Origin of the sequence: Geobacter argillaceus (genome assembly GCF_007830735.1) — a bacterium.
GTDB lineage: Bacteria > Desulfobacterota > Desulfuromonadia > Geobacterales > DSM-12255 > Geomobilibacter > Geomobilibacter argillaceus.
Map to the genome: position 1 here is coordinate 1 of NZ_VLLN01000010.1, position 18,490 is coordinate 18,490.

An 18,490-nucleotide genomic window follows, 5' to 3' on the forward strand; every position below is an offset into this window, starting at 1 on the left:
ATTAAAGTGCGTCTGGTTATGGATAACCTGAATACCCACAGCATTGCCTCTCTCTACGAAACGTTTGAACCTCAAGAAGCCAGAAGACTGGCTGAACGACTTGATATACATTACACGCCCAAGCACGGCAGTTGGCTGAATATGGCCGAGATTGAACTCAGCGTGCTTAAGGGGCAGTGCCTTGATCGCCGGATCCCTGATATGGCAACAATGCAGGCCGAAGTGACTGCATGGGAAAAAGACCGAAATAACTGTACCAATAAGATTGACTGGCAATTTACAACAACTGATGCCCGGATCAAGCTGAAGAGGCTTTATCCGAACTTTTAAATGTTAATAGGTAGTAGGTATCATTGATCTTTTTGAAGAAGTCGATGTCGGCCATGATCACGCCCACGCTTTTCCCTTCCCGTTCGGCCCTTGCCAGTTCCTGTGCCAGGATATTGAGGATTTCCTCGTGGTTCCACAGGCCGGTGAGGGAGTCGTGGGAGGCTCTCGTCCGAAAGGTATCACGGGCCGCAAGCAGTTCGTTCTGCAGTTCGATGATGCGCCTTCCGGCCCGCAGGCGCAGCCGCAACTCGTTGTGCTTGAATGGCTTGGTAATGTAATCGTCTGCGCCGGCTTCCATACCGGTAACCAGATCTTCGTCCCGCTGCTGGGAAGTCAAAAGAAGTATGTACGTATAGGAATCATTCACCTTTTCCCTGACGTTCCGGCACACCTCCACCCCACTCATGCCCGGCATCATCCAGTCGAGAATGGCAAGTCTCGGTGCTGCATCGGATTCCAGAATCTGCAGCGCCGCATCGCCGTCCTCGGCAACGGTGACATCGTAGCCCCACATGGTCAGCCTCTCTTCCAGGAGGCGCCGAAAACTCGGGTCATCTTCCGCTATGAGTATTCGCATGGAGCATCCCTCCGACAATGCTGGATTTCAGATTCTCTTGTTCCATGAACCGCGTGCAGGTCACCGCCGGCCTCGGCCGCGGCCCCGGTCGCGGCGTAACGTAGAGATGCCCACGAGAAGAGTGCAGAAAACCCCGACGCCAACCAATGCTTCGCCGAAATAATGATGCCAGCCGGTGTCTCGTTGAGCATTCACCAGCATAGAGCCGCCAATCAGGAGCGCGGCAGCTGCGATTGCATCGGTGAGTCGTTTGAGGTTGCGGCTGACGCGGCCGCCCAGGGCCTCCACCGCCGGGGCCTGCAGTCGGCCCAGATTGCCTTCGGCAATACGTCGGAAAACGCGACGAGCGTCGCCTGGCGTATCAAATATCAACCGCTCCAGTTCGCGTGCAAGCTTGCTGGTCTTGGATTTTATCCGCTCCACTGAGAAGTGTTGCGCAGTCAGACGCGTGATCTCTTCGCGAAACGCTCCCATGAAGTCAAACTGCGGGTCGAGTCGGCGCATCATGGATTCCAGGATGACGAACGCGCGCGTCAGGAGGAAAAACTCGCCGGGATTGTGGACTCCGTGCCTGCTTCCAGCGCGCAGCAGAGATGTGAACGCATCACCAACTGAAACCTCCGCCAGGTCTTGGCGGTGAATCTCCCGGAGCACCACCTTCATGTCCACCATCAGTGCCGGACGGTTGACTTTTTCGCTCGCCGTGGTCATTTCGAGATACGCGTCGGTGGCGGCCCGCGTATCTTTGTTGACGACTGCTTCGAGCAGGAGCGTCAGCGATTCGCGCGTCGGCTCGTCAAGCTCGCCCGTCATTCCGTAATCGAGCAGACACAGCCGCCCGTCAGGCAGGATAAGGACATTGCCGGGATGTGGGTCGGCGTGAAACAATCCTTCTTCGAAGATCGTTTGCAGCATCACCTTGACCAGTGTACCGATCGCCTTCGGCATTGCCTCCGGGTGTTTACTGGCATAAAGATCCACCCGCTCTCCGGCCGCAAACTCCAGCGTAAGCACGGTCCCTCTCGAATAGTCCGCTACCACATCTGGGATCCACAGGTCGGAAATATCAACCAGTGCGTCACGAGAGCGCGCTATGGAACGCCCTTCCTGTTGGAAATCGGTTTCCCGGCTCAGGCTGTCGGCGAATTCCTGCACCAGAATGGCGAGGTCGAGCGCACGAAGGCGAGGGAAGAGGCTTTCCCCCAGCACTACCAGGTAGTTCAATGCGGCGATGTCGGTGGCGATCATCGTTTCTAGGCCGGGTCGCTGCACCTTCACGACCACATGTCGTCCGTCCCGGGTCGTCGCCTCGTGCACCTGGGCGATGGTGGCGGCGGCCAGCGGTGCTTCGCTGAATGACGAGAACAGCTCCGTTAATGGCGCGCCCAGTTCTCCTTCAACTGTTGCCCGCACTGCATCAAAGCCAAGCGCCGGCAACTGGTCGAGCAACTGCTCCAGTTCGTCGATGTACTCATCCGGCAGCAGGTCGCGCCGCAACGCGAGGACTTGTCCGAGCTTGAGAAAGGTGAGCCCCAGCTCTTCGAAGGTTTCCCGCACCTCTTTCGGTGGTGGCCAATGATTCCGGCCGCGCAGTGCCCCCAGAAACTTGTGCCGGACAAGAACGCGCAGAATGTGCATCAGCCGCGGCGCCGAACGCAGCAGGCTGCTGTTATCCGGGTCGATCATTGCCATGCGCTTCTCCCCACGGTCATGAAAATGCCCCCGGCTCGCTCGCCGGTCGTTTGGAGTCTAATTTGGAGGCAATATCCTCTTTACCCTAAAGGGGGCTCAGGAGCGGCGTGCGCCAGTTCCGGCAAGGTAAAGTAGAAGCACGCCCCCTTGTCCGGCCCCCCTTCAGCCCACACCTTGCCGCCATGGCGCCGGATGATCCTCTCCACGGTGGCCAGGCCGATGCCATCCGCCGCGTATTCCTCCGTACCGGGCAATGGCCGGAATGGCTTGAACAGCCTGTCTGCATGCGCCATATCGAAGCCGGCTCCGTTATCCCGCACGAAACAGGCCGACATCCCTTCGACATCTGTCAATCCGAATTCGATGACCGCGTCTTCGCGCTTGCCGGTATGCTTCCAGGCGTTGCCGATGAGGTTGTTCAGAGCCCTCTGCAGCAAGTCCCGGTCCGCATTTACCCTGATGCCATCGGCAATAAGGAAGGTGACCCGGCGATCGGGGTTCGTCAGCCGGAATTTCTCTGCCGTTTTGCGGGCAATGTCGCTCAGGTCCAGGGTTTCCCGATGGAGATCAGTCCTCATCGGCCTGAAATAATCGTGCATGATGCCGATGAGCAGTGCCAAGTGCCTGGTCTTGTCGTAGATCCGTTTCGCATTGCTTTTGCATTGTTCGTCGTCATCCTTACAGGAGAAATCCTGGATCGTCCGCGCATAATCCCCGATCGTGATCAGCGACTTGAGCAGGTCGTTGGAGACGGTGTAGCTGAACGACTCCAGGTCACTGTTGACCACCTCCAGTTCGGCGGCGTGGGCTGCGAGCTCGTTCTGCAGCTTGATTATCCGCCTTCCGGCATTGAGGCGAACCTTCAGTTCGTTGGTCTTGAACGGCTTGGTAAGGTAATCGTCCGCTCCCGCCTCCATGCCGATAACCAGGTCTTCGTCCTTCTGCTGTGATGTCAGGAGAATTATGTAGATGTAGGGCTTCTCTTGTTTCCTGACCGCCCGGCATAATTCCGGACCGTCCATGCCCGGCATCAGCCAGTCGAGAATGGCCAGCCGCGGGGCGTCCTCGGCCTGCAGGGCCTGCCAGGCTTCGTTGCCGTCATTGGTGGCGACCACCTCGTACCCCCACCTGACCAGCGTCTCTTCCAGGAGTTTGCGAAAAACAGGTTCATCTTCCGCTATCAGGATCTTCATGGTCTGTTCCTCCGATCTTCATGCTCGGTTTGAAGCTCAGTCCGTTGAAAGGGTGAACCAGAAGCACGCCCCCTTGTCGAGCACTCCCTCGGCCCACACCTTCCCGCCGTGGCGCCGGATGATCCGCTCCACCGTGGCCAGGCCGATGCCGAAGCCTCTGCATTCTTCGGCACCGGGAAGGCGCTGAAACGGGATAAAAAGCTTGTCCGCGTCTGCCATGTCGAACCCGGCCCCATTGTCGCGGACGAAATAGGTAGGCCTGCCATTGACCTCCGTTGTCCCGAACTCGATGATCCCTTCATCCTGCGTACCGGTGTATTTCCAGGCATTGCCGAGGAGGTTGGCCAGCACCATCCGCAAGAGGCTCGCATCCCCGTCGGCACTGACCTTGTCGGCGACCTGGAACGTGACCCGGCGCTCCGGCTCGGCCAGCTTCAGTTCCGCAGCCACCTCATGCGCCAGAGTGGAAAGATTGACCGGCTCCCGGCGCGGTTCGACGTGGCCCAGGCGGGAGAAGTCGAGCAGGGCGTCGATGAGCCGGTTCATGCGCCAGGTGCCGTCGTAGGCCTCCCGGAGATACCCGTTGCACTGTTCGTCGAGCTTGTCGCCGCACAGTTCCCGAAGTGCCTGACAGTAACCGTTGACCACCGTCAGCGGTTTGCGCAGGTCGTGGGCAACCGTGTAATTGAACGCCTCGAGTTCCCGGTTGGCGGCCTCCAGTTCGGCTGCTCGAGTCGCCAGGTCGGTGTTCAGTCTTTCGATCACCTTTTCCGCCTGCTTCCGTAGAGAAATATCCATCGTATAGATGCGCACAGTCTGAAATTGCGGTGCTACGTAAATCAGCTCCTCGAAAAAACGCTCGTCTATTTCTATTTCCCGGAAGAATTGATCAGCTTTATTATCTTGCAGGTCCTGGAGAATTCTCTGTATGTCTTGGGGGATGAGTGGATTGATGCCATTATCGTACCCTGAATTTTCCAGAATTCGTTTCGCTGCCGGGTTGCAGAAAGTCATTTGGCCGTTTGCATCCAGCTCTAGGACTGGATTCGGATTCATTAGCGGAAATGAGGCAAACCTTTGGATTTCAGCATCCACCCGCTTGCGTTCGGTAATATCTATGACCGCAACGTGGCATTCCTGACCCGATCCGGAGGCAATGGCCTCGATCTGCACAAAGCGCGGTAAATTTCCCTCTGCCGTGAGCGTTATCTCGGAAAATTCTTTGTTCTGGCTCGCAAACACCTTTTCGAGAAATTCGGTGGCGTGCGGTCGGGCTTCATTGGCAACGAATCTTCCGAAACGCCGGCCAATCAGCAGGGTGCGCTCTATCCCGAGGATGCCGGCGCCGGTAAGGTTCACGGCAATGATAATACCGCTGCGATCAAGGGTAAAATAGCCGACCGGGGCGAAGTCGTAGAGATCGGTGTACTTTTCCAGTGCTGCTTCCACCAGGTCCCTGGTCTGGTGCAGCTCCGCGTTCTGCATTTCCAGTTCGATCTGGTGGACCTCAAGTTCATGGACGAGCCGATGCATCTCTTCCGTGGTGCGGGGAGCATGCACGCTAGCCGTTTTCGAACGCAACTGCGCTTCCGCATGGCGGCGCAGTTCGGTGGCGGCTGTTGACAGGCTCTTTTCTTTGTCGTTTCCCATTGCTGACCCTCTAATCCGGATAACAGCCGGAGGCCGTCAGGGGAAAACAGCCCCTGTTATCTTGATGCGTCGAGCCTCAGCCTTAAGGAGCTTGTTCGCTTTCTCATGATACGTAAGTATAACAGCTGCTTTGTTAATCACCAGGTAATCAAGAGGGCATCGGGTTGTCGTCATTCAACGACCCGTTCGGGCAACATACTTCAACACAGCCAGGTAGTGGCTGATGCTCCCCGTCAGCACGAAGAGATGCCAGACCCCATGTGCCCAGGCGAACCGCTTGTCGAGGGTGTAGAAAACGATCCCCCCCGTATAGAACAGACCGCCCGCCAGCAGCAGGGCCACACCCTGCCAGGGTAAAGCCTGCAGCATGGGGCGCACGGCGAACACGATCATCCATCCCATGGCCACATAGATCGCTACCGGGAGAATGCGCCGCGTACCGACTGGCCGCAGTTCCACGACAATGCCAACGACGGCAAGCCCCCAGACAAGACCGAGCAGCGTCCACCCCAACCCTCCGCGTAACGTGACCAGGCAGAAGGGGGTATAGGTCCCGGCGATCAGGAGATAGATGGCGTAATGGTCGAACTCGCGCAGGACAAGTTGTGCCCTTCCTTGGAGGGCATGATAGAGGGTGGTAATGGTGTAGAGAATAATCAGGGTGGCGCCGTAAATGGCGAAGCTCGTCATCTTCCAGGGATCCCCCTGGTGCGCGGCCGCAACCAGCAGCAGCACTGTCCCTACCGGCGCCATAGCCATCCCCGGCAGGCAGGTGAAGAGATTGAAGCGGTGCTCGTTATTCATCTAATCTCCACTTTGGAGAGCCCCCACCCCTACAGGCACTCGATCCATGTACGTCACTCTACGGCAAAACGACCGAAAAACAACCTCTTCATCCCTTTCACCGTCGCAGGCAGGCGAGCAGCATGGCGACCTGGATCAGGGAAAAGAGCGCCGGCGGCGTTACAAATCCGAGATGCACGCCCGCTTTGAGCCCGGAATAATATTGATAAAATATGATATAATTAATTAAAGATGCCAACGCGCATGCTGTCAAAGGAGATCACCATGAATGTTTTCGATTGTGCCATCAAGATGGAAGAGGACGCGAGGGTCTACTACGAAAAACTTGCGGCTGCCGCCGTTGTTCCCGAGTTGAAGAATCTCTTCTCCATGCTGGCGGCAGCCGAGCAGGAACACCACGATGCCCTGGTGGAGATAAAAGGAAGTGTCGATCCCCAGAAGGCCGAGTTCAAGGCGTTGCAGGAGGCGGCATGCCTGTTCAAACCTCTCCTGGCAAAACGTGACCTCATGGCCGAACTGAAGGAAGACCCCGACGCGTACAAACATGTGGTGAAGGAAGAGGAGGAGGGTGCCAGGTTCTACGAGGAACTGGCCGCACAGGCGAAGGATGAGGGCGCGCGTAAGGTACTGCTCATGATCGCCGCCGAGGAGCGGAAGCACCTGAGCATTGTCGAGAACATCTACTCCTTCGTGGAGTCGCCGAAGACTTACCTTGCCTGGGGCGAATTCAGCAATCTCGACGAATACTGAGGATAGTGGCCGCATGACAGTTGGGAGGAGCGCATGGCGGTACTGATCGACCCGGAGAAAAGCAGCCTGCTGCAGGCGGCACCCAGGCTCATGCAAATCCTGCGCGTGCTTGCCCGACACAAGTTCCTGGGCGCCCTGCGCGGCAAGAGCCATTGGCCGCCGCCGAAAGAGGTGCGGGAAACCTTCGAGGAACTGGGGCTGACCTTTCTCAAATTCGGACAGGTGCTGGCGATGCGGCGCGACCTGCTGCCGGACGCCTACATTGCTGAACTGGAGTTGCTGCAAGATCAGTTGCCGGCCCTGGGGATAGACGCGGTACGCGCGACGGTCGAAGCCGAACTGGGTGTCCCGTTGACGACCGTGTTCGCTTCGTTCAACGAAATGCCGCTCGGCGCCGCCACCATCGCCCAGGTCCATGAGGCGACCCTGCTGGACGGGCGTCGCGTGGCCGTGAAGGTGCAGCGGCCCGATCTTGAAGCGATGATCGCCACGGATATCTCCGCTTTGACCTATCTGGTTGCGCTGGGGGAACGTCTTTTCCCGCGGCTGCTCGCGCTTGACCTCCCGGTGCTGGTGCGTGAATTTGCCAACAGCCTGAATCGTGAGACCGACTTCAGCCGCGAAGCGCGTTCCATTGTGCTCTTTCGCACCGCACTGGCAGATGTCCCCGGCCTCTGGATTCCTGATGTCGTGGCGGAGTGTTCGAGCGGAAATGTCCTCACCATGGAGTTTTCGGCCGGTGAGCGGGTGGATTCCTACGCAGGGACGCACCCGGAAGCGATGCCGCAGTTGATCAACACCCTGGTTCGGCTGATGCTGCAGACTATCTTCGAGGAAGGGTTGTTTCACGCCGACCCGCATTCCGGCAACGTGTTGGTTCTTCCCGATGGGCGGTTGTCCCTGCTCGACTTCGGGATGACGGGCGAACTCGACGAGCCGATGCGCGATTCGCTGACACTTCTGCTCGAAGCGGTTGTCAAGGGAGATGCCCGTGGAGCGACCGAAGCGTACCTCGAAATGGCGCCGGGGAGCGAGAGGGTCAACCGTGCGGCGCTGCTTCTGGATATAAAGGCCGTGCTCTATGAAATCCACCGGAGCGACCTGGCGGAGGTTTCGGTCGGGGATGCCTTCGATTCGCTGCTGCGCGCCGGAAGCCGGCACGGGGTCCATAACCCCGGCGAGTTTTTCCTCCTGACGCGGGCGTTCGTCATCCTGGAGTCGATGATACGCCAACTCGACCCGGACCATGACTACCTGGCATCATTTCGCGAAGAGATCTCGCGCCTGACCGCGAAGCATTTCTCGCTGGAGCGGGTAAAGGAGAAGACCGGCAAGCTGGCGCGCGAACTGGAACGCCTGATAAGTGATGCGCCCGGCGACACGCGTCGCGTCCTCCGCCGTTTTGCCGAAGGCAATCTGGGCCGACTGCAGGCTCCGGAGGTGGAGGCCCTGGGAGGCCGCGTCAGTCGCAACCTCGAACGGCTCACCGGTGCCATTGCTGCTGCGGCCCTCGTGATTGGCGGCGCAATGTTGGCGATTGCTCCGCCGCAGAGTGCCTGGCATCATCTGCTTGGCGAAGGAATGGTTGTCGCCGGCATAATCGGCACGCTCCTCATCTGCATCGGTGCCGTGCGCCGCGACCGTGGCCGGCGTTGATTGTCGCCAGGCGAGCAGCCGCGGCTCCATACCTCACATTTCCGATTGTTTCACCTTTTTTACCCTCTTCGTGGGCGCCCGCCTAATCTTTATAACCGGAACGTCGTCGGGAATCGGCACGAAGGCTGCCGAATCGGCCGGCTGCAGGATCGTGTAATGGGAGGAGGCGATCTTCCTGATGATGCCATCGCTGAACTGGATGGTCGCCTTGAGGTCGTTCACCCCCACCACCTTGCCGACTCCCCATTCCATCGCTCCACTGTGACTCACTGCGATGCCTCGTTTGATAATCATGTTCTCTCCTTGTCTTTCTGGATTAACAACAACTTAGGGCTGCTTTTTGAAGCAAGTCCCTTTTTTAGCCTCAGGATTACTTCAGGATTACGCAAGATTTTAGGTTCAGAATCCAGGTAATCGTGAGGTAATCGTGAGGCAAAAGGTTCTTGGTCGGTTCCCGCTTTGCCGGCTTAGGTTTGTTACGTCTCGAACAATCTACCCCGGCTCACCCATCCGGACGACAACCTGATGCTTCACCAGGCCCCGCTCCAACGGGATTACGCCACCGGGAATGCGCTGGCCATCCATCTCCACCCAGGCGACACCGCGCTCGCAGCCGTGGGGGTTCTCCACCCGGATCGCGTAGATTGTTTCCCCGTGCCGGTAGCTGATGCTGAACCCCGGCCACGCTGCCGGAATGACCGGGTTCATCCGCAGCTCCCCCCCCCGTATCTGTAGGCCCAGCACCTCTTCAACCCAGGCCCGGTACATCCACGCTGCCGAGCCGGTATACCAGGACCAGCCACCCTGACCGACCCGGCCGGGCAAGCGGTAGACATCGGCCGCGACCACGTAGGGCTCGACCCCGTAGTGCCAGACCGCTGCCGCATCGCGGGCGTGCTCGATCGGGTTGAGCATGCGCAGGAGCTGCACCGCCCGCTCGCCATCCCCCTTGCGGGCCATGGCCATGGCCATCCAGAGGGCGGCATGGGTGTACTGGCCGCCGTTTTCCCGCACCCCCGGGGGATACCCCTTGATGTAGCCGGGTGAGGGTTCCGATCGGTCGAACGGGGGGGCGAAGAGCAGCACCAGACCGTCATCCTCGCGGACGAGGTGGTGCCAGGCCGATTCCAGGGCCTGCTCGGCGCGCTTTGGGTCGGCGGCGCCGGAAAGCCAGGCCCACGATTGGGGCAGGGAATCGATCCTCGCCTCCGAGTTGAGCGCGGAGCCGAGGGGGGTGCCATCATCGAAGGTCCCCCGCAGATACCACTCTCCGTCCCAGCCGGCCTGTTCGACCCGCCGGATCAGGGCCACCCGCTCCTCGTGGTAGGTTTCGCTCAGCTCCGGTTGCTGCACAAGGCTCGACAGTTCGGCCATCCCCTGCAACAACTCGCACAGAAACCAGGCGAGCCAGACGCTCTCTCCCTTGCCACCGGCGCCCACCAGGTTCATCCCGTCGTTCCAGTCCCCGGTCCCGATAAGGGGGAGGCCATGGGGCCCGGTCGTCAGGCCGCGGCTGACCGCGGCCCGGCAGTGTTCAAAGAGCGTGGCGCGTTCAGAGGTGACCTCCGGTGTGGAGAAGAGTTCGTGCTGCTCGTCGGTAAGCGTAGGGGCATTGAGAAAGGGGATCTCTGCCTGCAGGATCTCCTGATCGCCGGTGGTCCGGACATAGTGGGCGACCACGTACGGAAGCCAGAGCAGGTCGTCGGAGATGCGCGAACGGATCCCGGCACCGGCCGGTTCATGCCACCAGTGCTGGACATCCCCCTCCCTGAACTGCCGGCTGGCGGCCAGCAGGATCTGGTCGCGCGCCAGTTCCGGCCTGGCGTAGAGGAACGCCGTGACATCCTGCAGCTGATCGCGAAAACCGAAGGCGCCGCCCGACTGGTAAAAGGCGGAGCGCCCCCAGATGCGGCAGCTCAGGGACTGGTACTGGAGCCAGCGGTTGATCAGGAGGTCGGCGGCCAGTTCGGGGGTGCGCACTTCGATGGTGCCCAGGAGCTCATCCCACCATGCCCTGGTCCGATCGAAGGCGTCCTCGAATGCCCGATCCTCCCGGAAGCGGAGCACCAGCTCACGGGCTTCAGCCACTGACCCGGCCTGGCCCAGCATGCAGGTGATATCGCGTCGCTCGCCCGGAGCCAGTTCCAGGGTAGCCCGCACGACCGCGCATGGGTCCAGCCCGGCTCCGGTCCGTGGCGACAGCCTGGTCTGCTCCATGGCCAGCGGGTTGGCCAGGGAGCGGTTGCGGCCGATGAAGGCGCTGCGGTCGCCGCCGTACGAGTCGACCCGGGGCGTAATGGCCACGAAGGCGACCCGCCCGCCGTACTCGGGGTGGTAGCGGTTGTGCGCCAGGAGGGCCTGGGCTTCGTCATCCCAATTGGTCATGACATGCATCTGGGAGGTTTCGCGGTGCTCGGCGAGGGTCAGCTCCACATAATAGGTCAGCGAAAGCCGCCGCTTCCGGGAGGAGGCATTGGTGAGCGCCAGCCGCTGCAGTTTGATCGGCTCACCACCGCTCTCGTCCACCGGGACGAAGACGGTCAGCTCCTGCTCGATCCCGTTGCTGTTATGCTCGAAGACCGTATAGCCCGCCCCGTGCCGGGCCCGATAGGCGGTCTCTTCACGGATCGGTCCGGCGGTCGGCGACCAGAAGACGCCGCTCTCCTCGTCGCGGATATAGAGCGCCTCTGTTGCCGGGTCCAGCACCGGATCGTTCGACCAGCCGGTCAGGCGATTGCGCTGGCTGTTGCCATACCAGGTGAAACCGGACCCGGTTTCGCTGACCAGGGTGCCGAAGCTGGGATTGGCGATGACATTCACCCATGGTGCCGGGGTGTTGGTGTCGGGACCGAGATAGATCGCGTATTCACGCCCGTCCGGGGTAAATCCGCCCAGGCTGTTGAAGTAGTCCAGCTCCATGAACGGGAGCGGCACCGAGGGTTCCCGGGGCGCACGTTTCCGGGCGAGCGTTTCCAGCAGTTCGGGAACCTCCACCGGCACCCCCAACTGCTGGGGCAAGGTGCCGCGTGCCGCCACCAGCACGACGCTGGCTGCGGCCTTGAGGAGCGTCAGATCCGCCTCCGGAATCTGCGCCGCGCTCTTCAGGAAAATCCCGCCTGCCCGATCAGCCGCCAGCGAGAGGGTATGGGCCTGGATCAACTGCTCCAGCCGTTCCTGAAGCGGCCGTTCATAGCCACCTGCCTCCTCGTTGAGGATCACCAGGTCGGTGGACAGACCGTGCAGCCGCCAGTAGGTGTGGGCCTGGAGCATCTGGCGCACCAGGCTGATATCCCGGCCCTCGCCAATGGTGATCAGGGCTATCGGCAGGTCGCCCGAGATGGCATAGGGCCAGAGTCCCGCCTGCCCCTTGCGGTTCTCTGCCAGGCGTTCGGCAGGTGGCCGCAAGCGGTGGTTGGGAAACAGCAGGTGGCTTGCCAGTTGCTGAAACCGCCGCGCCTCGTCGGGCTGGATGTGCAGCAGCTGCAACTGCTGCTGGGCCGAGCGCCAGGCAAAATCCATGGCCCGTTCGGTCGCATGGGGGTCACCGTACTTGTCCATCAGCAAGATGACCTGCTCGCGGCTTGCCCCGGCCGCGAGCACCAGGGAAACCCGGGCGCGCTGGCCCGGCTCCAGGGTGAGACTCCGCCGCAGGCTCAGGCTCGGCTCCAGGACAAACCCCTGGCTGTTGCCGAGCGGTTGTCCGGCCCCCATGGGATTGGCCAGGGTCCGGCCGCGGCCGATGAACCGTGCCCGGTCGGTTTCATACTGCCACCCTTGTTCGTGCGAGCTGTCAACCGCTGCCTGCTCAAGGGTCAGGCAATGGGCCACGTAGAGCGGCGGTTCGTTTGCGCTGCGCGGCCGCCGGAAGGCGAGGAGCGCCTCTTGCTCGGGAAGCGCCTCGGTCTGGATGAACAGCTTGTTGAAGGCCGGGTGCTGGCGGTCCGCATTGTGGGGCGCCATGGAGAGCTCAACGTAGCTGGTGAGGTTGAGGCGGCGAACGCTTGCGGAGCGATTCACCAGGGTAACCCGGCGTACCTCCAGATCGTCTTCCGGCGAGACGATGACCTCTGTTTCGGTATCGATACCGTTATCGGAGCGGCGGAATACGGCCCGGTCCAGGGCAAAATCCACGGCATACCCTTCAACCATGCCGCCGACCGGGTGCCAGGTGGTGGACCAGACACGGTCCGGATCGGCCTCGTGGATGTAGCAGAAGGTCCCTTGGCCATCACGGGTCTGATCCGATCGCCAACGGGTAAGCTCCTGGCCCCCCCACTGACTGTAGCCGCCGCCGCTGTTGGTAACCATCACCCCATAGCTGCCGTTGCTGAGCAGGAGACTCTTGGGCGTTGCGGTATGGGGGGTGGTAAAACTGGTTCCTGCCGCTGCGACCGGATCTGCGCCCAACAGCGCCGGCTCATTCTGCCGCGTCGATATCAGGTGCAGCGCCGGCAGGGTCGGAATCCGTTCCTGCAGCAGGGCCTCAAAGGCCCGCACCCGCGAGTCGCCATGAAAGCGGCGCTGGAAGGGATTGCCCTGGAGGAAGTTGGTCAGCGCCAGGAACGCCATCCCCTGGTGATGGGCCATATACGCCTCGACGATCACTCCCCGCCTGAGAGGCTGCTGCCCGGCGTCCCGCTGCGGCTGCCGGCTGAAATCCATGGCCTCGTAATAACCGTAGTCGCCGAGCAGCCCCAGGCCGGCCAGCTGTTTCAGGTTCTGCACGGTCTCTTTCGGCGCCACGTTCAGTGCCATCAGGGTGGCATAGGGGGCGACGACCAGCTGTTCCTCCAAGCCGCGCTTCAGGCCGAGCGCCGGCACGCCGAACGCCTTGTACTGATAGGTTTTTTCCAGGTCCAGATCGGCAAAGGCTGACTCGGAAATACCCCACGGTACACGATGCGTGCGGCCGTAGGCGATCTGGACCGCCACCGCTTCGCCGGCCGCCTTGTTCAGGAGCGAGTTGCCATAGGAGCGCTGGAACAGGAGCGGCATCAGGTATTCGAACATGGTCCCGGTCCAGCTGAGCAGCACCCGTTGCCGGCCGATTGCCCCGTAGGGGCGGCTCAGGGAGAACCAGTGTTCAAGCGGGACATCGCCCCGGGCAATGGCGACGAAACTGCCGAGTCGTGCCTCGCTGGCCAGGAGATCGTAACTGGAAACGTCCGGACGGGCCAAGGAGACGTTGTAGCCGATGGTGAACAGCTTACGCTTTGTGTCGTAGAGAAAGCGCATGTCCATCCCGGCCGAAAGTTCGCGGACGTTGATGATCAACCGCTGTGCCATCCCCAGGGTTTCCCCGGCCAGCCACTGTGCTGTGGCAAAGGCCGTGATGACCCGGTCGAGCCACGGGCCAAGCGGTGCGACAGCCGGAAGAGACTCCTCCCGGATCGCGCGCAGGATCGTGATCGAACCGATCCGGTCATGGGCAAGATCGAGAAGCGATGGCGCCTGCACCAAGTCCTGACGGATGGCGAGCAGGGCTGCCTCCCCCAACGGGGCAAGCTCCTCCCCGGTCTTTTCCGCCAGGATTTCGAGCCAGGTGAGATAGCGGTCACAATTCTGCATCCAGGCCGCAACCTGCTGTTCGAGCTCGGCACCCCACGGTGTAGCCCCTGCGGCCGCGACAACCGCGCCGACATCGGCCTGCATCCGCCGTTGCAGGCCAAGCTGGCCAACAACACCGGCCGGCGGCGCATGCCACTCTGTCAGGAGCTGGTCCAACGGCTGGCGATACCGGGCGGTGCGTCCTGCCGGGGATTCGGCCTGTTTCAGGATTTCCCCGGTGTCGGCCAAGCCGGCAAAGGCCTGGCCATCCAGGAGGGGGGCGTGAACCAGCTCGTCAAGCCCCTGCTCCAGTGCCCACAGGGCACCCAGCAGGTTGCCGCTGTCGACGGTGGAGACGTAACGCGGCTCCAACGGGGCCAGGGTTCGGGTATCGTACCAGTTGAGGAGATGTCCTTCATGGCGCTCCAGACGGTCGATTGTTGCCATGGTGGCGGTCAGCGTTTCGACGACCCGGGTAACGGTCAGGTAGCCGCAGTCATGGGCGCCCAGGGCGCTGGTCATCCAGAGGCCGATGTTGGTCGGACTGGTGCGCATGGCCAGGCGGTTCTGGTGGGCGACCTGGTAGTTGTCGGGCGGCAGCCACGAGGTGTCGGCAGTGACAAAGGACGAGAAATAGCGCCAGGTCCGCCGGGCGACCTGCCTGAGGAATTGGCGGTCCGTTGCCGGCAGCGGCTCTGCACATTCTTGCAGGGCGGGTCGCAGGTTCAGGAGCCAACCGAGCAGCGGGGAGAGAAACCAGAGGACAAGCCAGGGGGTGGCCTGCGGCAGACTGGCCGGCATGACGCGCCAGATCGCCCAGCCCACGGCGGCGCTGAAGATGCTCCCCAGGGCAAGGGTCGCAACAAAGAGCGGTTGCCGGCGGGAGGCGCTCCCGGTTGCCTGGGCCGTCCACTCCAGAAGATCGCGTCGGGAGATCAGGCGCCGGTAGCAGACCCGGGCGATGGCATCCAGGGTCACCGCTGCCTGGTGCGGCAGCAGGGCGGCGTCGGCGCTCGCCCGCAGCAGGTCGTGCAGCAGTTTGGACCGGGAGAAGTACTTCAATCCCTTGCGGGTGGTGGCCATGGTGAACGGCTGCGCCAGGGGGTGGAAGAGGAGTTGCAGGCCAACCACCAGCGTGGCGATGCCGCCGATCCTCGGTGAAACGAGCCAGGAGGCAATCAAAAGCCCCAGGCTGGTGGCTGGCAACAGGCTGCGGCGCAGGTTGTCGAGGATCTTCCAGCGGTTCAGGAGGGAGAGCGGATTGGCGCCGCGACCGCCGGCAGCCAGGGGAACCCACGGGAAGATCCACCCCGCGATCTGCCAGTCGCCGCGAATCCAGCGATGGGCCCGGCTGCTGTAACTCTGGTACCCCTGGGGGAATTCGTCGTACAGCTCGATATCGCTGGCCAGTCCCACCCGGACGTGCGCCCCTTCGATCAGGTCGTGGCTTAAGACCCACGCTTCGGGGAACCGTCCCGACAGCACGCGACTGAAGGCGGCCACGTCGTAGATCCCCTTGCCATGGTACGATCCTTCACCGCACAGATCCTGATAGAGATCGGAGACTGCCTGGGTATAGGGATCGATGCCGATCGCGTCGCTGAAGAGCCGGCTGAAGGTCGAGGCGCTCGTGCTCGGCAGGGTGGGGCTCACCCGTGGCTGGATGATGGTGTAGGAGCCGGCCATGATGTTGCCGGCCCCGTCGAAACGGGGCCGATTGAGGGGGTGCGCCAGGGTCTCGACCATCCTGCGGGCCGTTGCATGCGGCAACTGGGTGTCGCTGTCCAGGGTGATGATGAAGCGGACGTCCGCCAACTGGTCCGGCTCCCCCACGTACACCAGGCGGGCAGCGCTCTCCGCCCGCGTGCCGTCGATGAGGCGGTTCAGCTCCTCCAGCTTGCCCCGTTTACGCTCCCAGCCGATGAATTTCTGTTCCGATTCACTCCAGGTGCGCTCACGATGGAAGAGGAAAAAACGCCCGGCACCATGGCGCTGGTTGAGCTCTGCCAGGCAACTGCTCGCGGTCTGCAGCAGCCGGCTGTCGTCTTCACGGGACAGCGTCGCGGCATCGGTGTAGTCGGTGAACAGACTGAAGAGCAGATTAGCTTCCTTGTTGGCCAGGTAGCGAATCTCCAGCTTTTCCACCTCGGCGCGTACCGTCTCCGCGTTCACCAGCATCATCGGCACGACCACCAGGGTGCGGAAGGCATCGGGAATCCCCGCATCCTCGAAATCCATCTTGGGCAGGGGCCGGGGCGGCAGAAGACGTGTGATCAGGTAATTGACCACCTCGATTGCCAGCTGGCTGACCGGAATCAGCAGCAGCGGCAGCAGTCCGAGGCGGATGGCGAGTGGCAGCCCGTCCGGGGTGAAGGGGGCGATCAGGGCGAAAAACAGTGCGACGAAACCGCCGATGCCGAAGGCATAGACAACGGCATGGTGGCGATAGATCCATTCCAGGGTGCGGTAACGGCGCGTTTCGCGGCAGGCGAGCAGTCGGGCCAGTTCGGCCCGGCCCTCGCCGACCAGCCAGGTGCCGACGTGGCTGGCCCGGTCATCGGTGGTTGCTTCGCGCTTGGCTGACGTCGCCAGCCCGATGACGCGCTCCGCGACCTGCTCTTCGGCCTGGGCGCTGGCACGGGCGAGTTCTTCTATGGCCCGCCGACAGCTGTCACGGGTGGCAAAATCCATCCCGCCATAGACCCCGGACGGATCGCGGCGCAGCACCTGCTCCACTTTGCTTAGTTTCTCGAAGATCTCCCGCCAGTCCAGCAGTGCCAGTTGGCGCAGGCTGGTGAAGGCGTTGCCGCAGGACAGCTGTTCCCTGGTCTGCCGGTTCTGCTCGCGTTGCGTGAGGTCGTGCAACGGGGTTTTGAGCGTGCGCTCAAGCCAGCTCTGGACCGGCGCCAATGCAGCCGCCTCGTCGTAGAGCAGGCCGACCAGCTGGCTGCCGAAATACGGGGTGGGACATGGCTCCGAAGCAGCAAGCTCCGCCAGGAGCGCGAAGAGTTGGTTGGAGTCGCGGCGATTGGCGGCGATCAGCCTGTTTGCCCAGAAATCGGCCAACTGACGTTCACGCAGGTCCGCCAGGGCGGTGACGGCCAGACTCTGGATGCTTTCGATCAGTGCTACGCGCAGCATCTGGGGCATTGCCCAGAGTTCGCCGATCGTCAGCGTGCGCACCGCTTGGTGGGCCTCGATGAATGCCAGGATATTCTCCCGGTCCAGGCGCTGTTGGTTATGGGAGACGAGATCCTCGGCCAGGCCGTAGATGCACGGCAGCCCCCGGTAGGGATCGGAGGCCAGGGTGGGGAGCTGCTGGTAGAAGCGCCGCGGCAGGTTTAAAAGGACATCGCGGGCGTTCCCCTCCAGGATGTACTCGTTATCGAGTATCCAGTCGGCAGCAGGCGTGGCTTTCTGTTCCAGGCGGCTTGCTGCGGTGAGGTCCGCGCAGACCTGACGGACCCAGTGCCGGGATTGATTGAGCCGCTTGAGCAGCCCGTTTGTCTGCTGCGGCCTGGGGTTTACCTGCTGCTCCCTGGCATGGCGCTCGGCATGCTCCAGAATCTGTGCCGGGGAAAGCTTTACCTCTTGTTCCCGCGTCTCTGCTCGCCGTTCGCGCCGGGGATGCATGACGAACAGCACCGGGGAGATATCGCTGCTTTCCCGCAGCATGGCCAGCGGCCGCTGTAACGATGCGACCGGCGCCTGGAGAATCAGGACGGATTCCCCGGCCACGAGCCAGCGGGCGTGATCTTGCAGAACACCCGGCTCTACGCCATATTTGGAGCGTCGCAGCAATAACAGGGCTGTCAGGGCGCCGATTGTGGCAGATGTCAGGGGCAACGCCAGGGACGTGGCAACGTTCCACCCCGGAAACGACTGCGACCAGTGCAGGAGCAGGCCGGCCATTTCGGCAATCCCTCCGAACAGACAGGCAGCAAGGGCTACCCCGAGGGCACGGCGCCAAAGGAAAGGGTCTGCAACATGGACATCTCCGTTCGTGACTTTATGCACCAGGGCGCTGCGGCTGAAGCCCTGCCGTGCCAGTTCCCGGAGAGCTCTCCGGGCTTCATCTTGTTGTGCGAAGTAACCAATCAGAATGCCAACGCCCACTATTTGTCCTTTATTCACTACGTAGTCGGAGCGTTCGGTCAGGGTGAGGAATTTCACGTGACAGGGGGCTCGGAAAGGAACCGCGCGGACTGTTCCAGAGGATTTGAAAACTGAGGTGGCTGGAGATGACCGGAAAACTGAGGGGGGTCGAAATGATTGGGAGGAATGATTTCGG

The 18,490-nt window shown here is 61.7% G+C and carries 10 protein-coding genes; 3 read left to right on the forward strand and 7 right to left on the reverse strand.

Features of this window, described 5'->3' with window-relative positions; all coding sequences use genetic code 11:
- A partial coding sequence (locus JN12_RS09440) for a transposase (RefSeq protein WP_211360526.1) occupies nucleotides 1–330 on the forward strand: 330 nt, incomplete at its 5' end.
- Here the strand turns inward: JN12_RS09440 and JN12_RS09445 are convergent.
- From JN12_RS09445 to trhA, 5 genes are all read right to left on the reverse strand, one after another.
- On the reverse strand, nucleotides 299–907 hold the full coding sequence (locus tag JN12_RS09445; RefSeq protein ID WP_145021676.1) for a GGDEF domain-containing response regulator: 609 nt from the start codon (nucleotides 905–907) through the stop codon (nucleotides 299–301). The genes JN12_RS09440 and JN12_RS09445 overlap by 32 nt on opposite strands.
- A gap of 60 nt (nucleotides 908–967) precedes the next feature.
- Nucleotides 968–2,599, reverse strand: coding sequence for an ABC1 kinase family protein (locus JN12_RS09450; RefSeq protein WP_145021678.1), 1,632 nt, complete (start codon nucleotides 2,597–2,599; stop codon nucleotides 968–970).
- A gap of 80 nt (nucleotides 2,600–2,679) precedes the next feature.
- Nucleotides 2,680–3,792, reverse strand: a complete 1,113-nt coding sequence (locus JN12_RS09455) for a sensor histidine kinase (protein ID WP_145021681.1) — start codon at nucleotides 3,790–3,792, stop codon at nucleotides 2,680–2,682.
- A gap of 36 nt (nucleotides 3,793–3,828) precedes the next feature.
- Nucleotides 3,829–5,442, reverse strand: coding sequence for a sensor histidine kinase (locus tag JN12_RS09460; protein WP_145021683.1), 1,614 nt, complete (start codon nucleotides 5,440–5,442; stop codon nucleotides 3,829–3,831).
- 174 nt (nucleotides 5,443–5,616) lie between these two features.
- Nucleotides 5,617–6,246: a PAQR family membrane homeostasis protein TrhA gene (gene trhA, locus JN12_RS09465; protein ID WP_145021688.1), complete on the reverse strand. Its 630-nt coding sequence runs from the start codon at nucleotides 6,244–6,246 to the stop codon at nucleotides 5,617–5,619.
- 264 nt (nucleotides 6,247–6,510) lie between these two features.
- On the opposite strand from trhA, the gene JN12_RS09470 reads away from it, so the two are divergent.
- Together JN12_RS09470 and JN12_RS09475 are read left to right on the forward strand one after the other, a co-directional pair.
- Complete coding sequence (locus tag JN12_RS09470) at nucleotides 6,511–6,996, forward strand: ferritin-like domain-containing protein (protein WP_145021691.1); 486 nt, start codon at nucleotides 6,511–6,513, stop codon at nucleotides 6,994–6,996.
- A 33-nt stretch (nucleotides 6,997–7,029) separates the two neighbouring features.
- Complete coding sequence (locus tag JN12_RS09475; protein ID WP_145021693.1) at nucleotides 7,030–8,652, forward strand: ABC1 kinase family protein; 1,623 nt, start codon at nucleotides 7,030–7,032, stop codon at nucleotides 8,650–8,652.
- Nucleotides 8,653–8,685: 33 nt separating this feature from the next.
- Here JN12_RS09475 and JN12_RS09480 read toward each other — a convergent pair whose 3' ends face one another.
- Nucleotides 8,686–8,946: a DUF3553 domain-containing protein gene (locus tag JN12_RS09480; protein ID WP_145021696.1), complete on the reverse strand. Its 261-nt coding sequence runs from the start codon at nucleotides 8,944–8,946 to the stop codon at nucleotides 8,686–8,688.
- Between the two features lie 198 nt (nucleotides 8,947–9,144).
- Nucleotides 9,145–18,372, reverse strand: a complete 9,228-nt coding sequence (locus JN12_RS09485; RefSeq protein WP_246125816.1) for a GH36-type glycosyl hydrolase domain-containing protein — start codon at nucleotides 18,370–18,372, stop codon at nucleotides 9,145–9,147.
- Nucleotides 18,373–18,490: the final 118 nt, after the last annotated feature.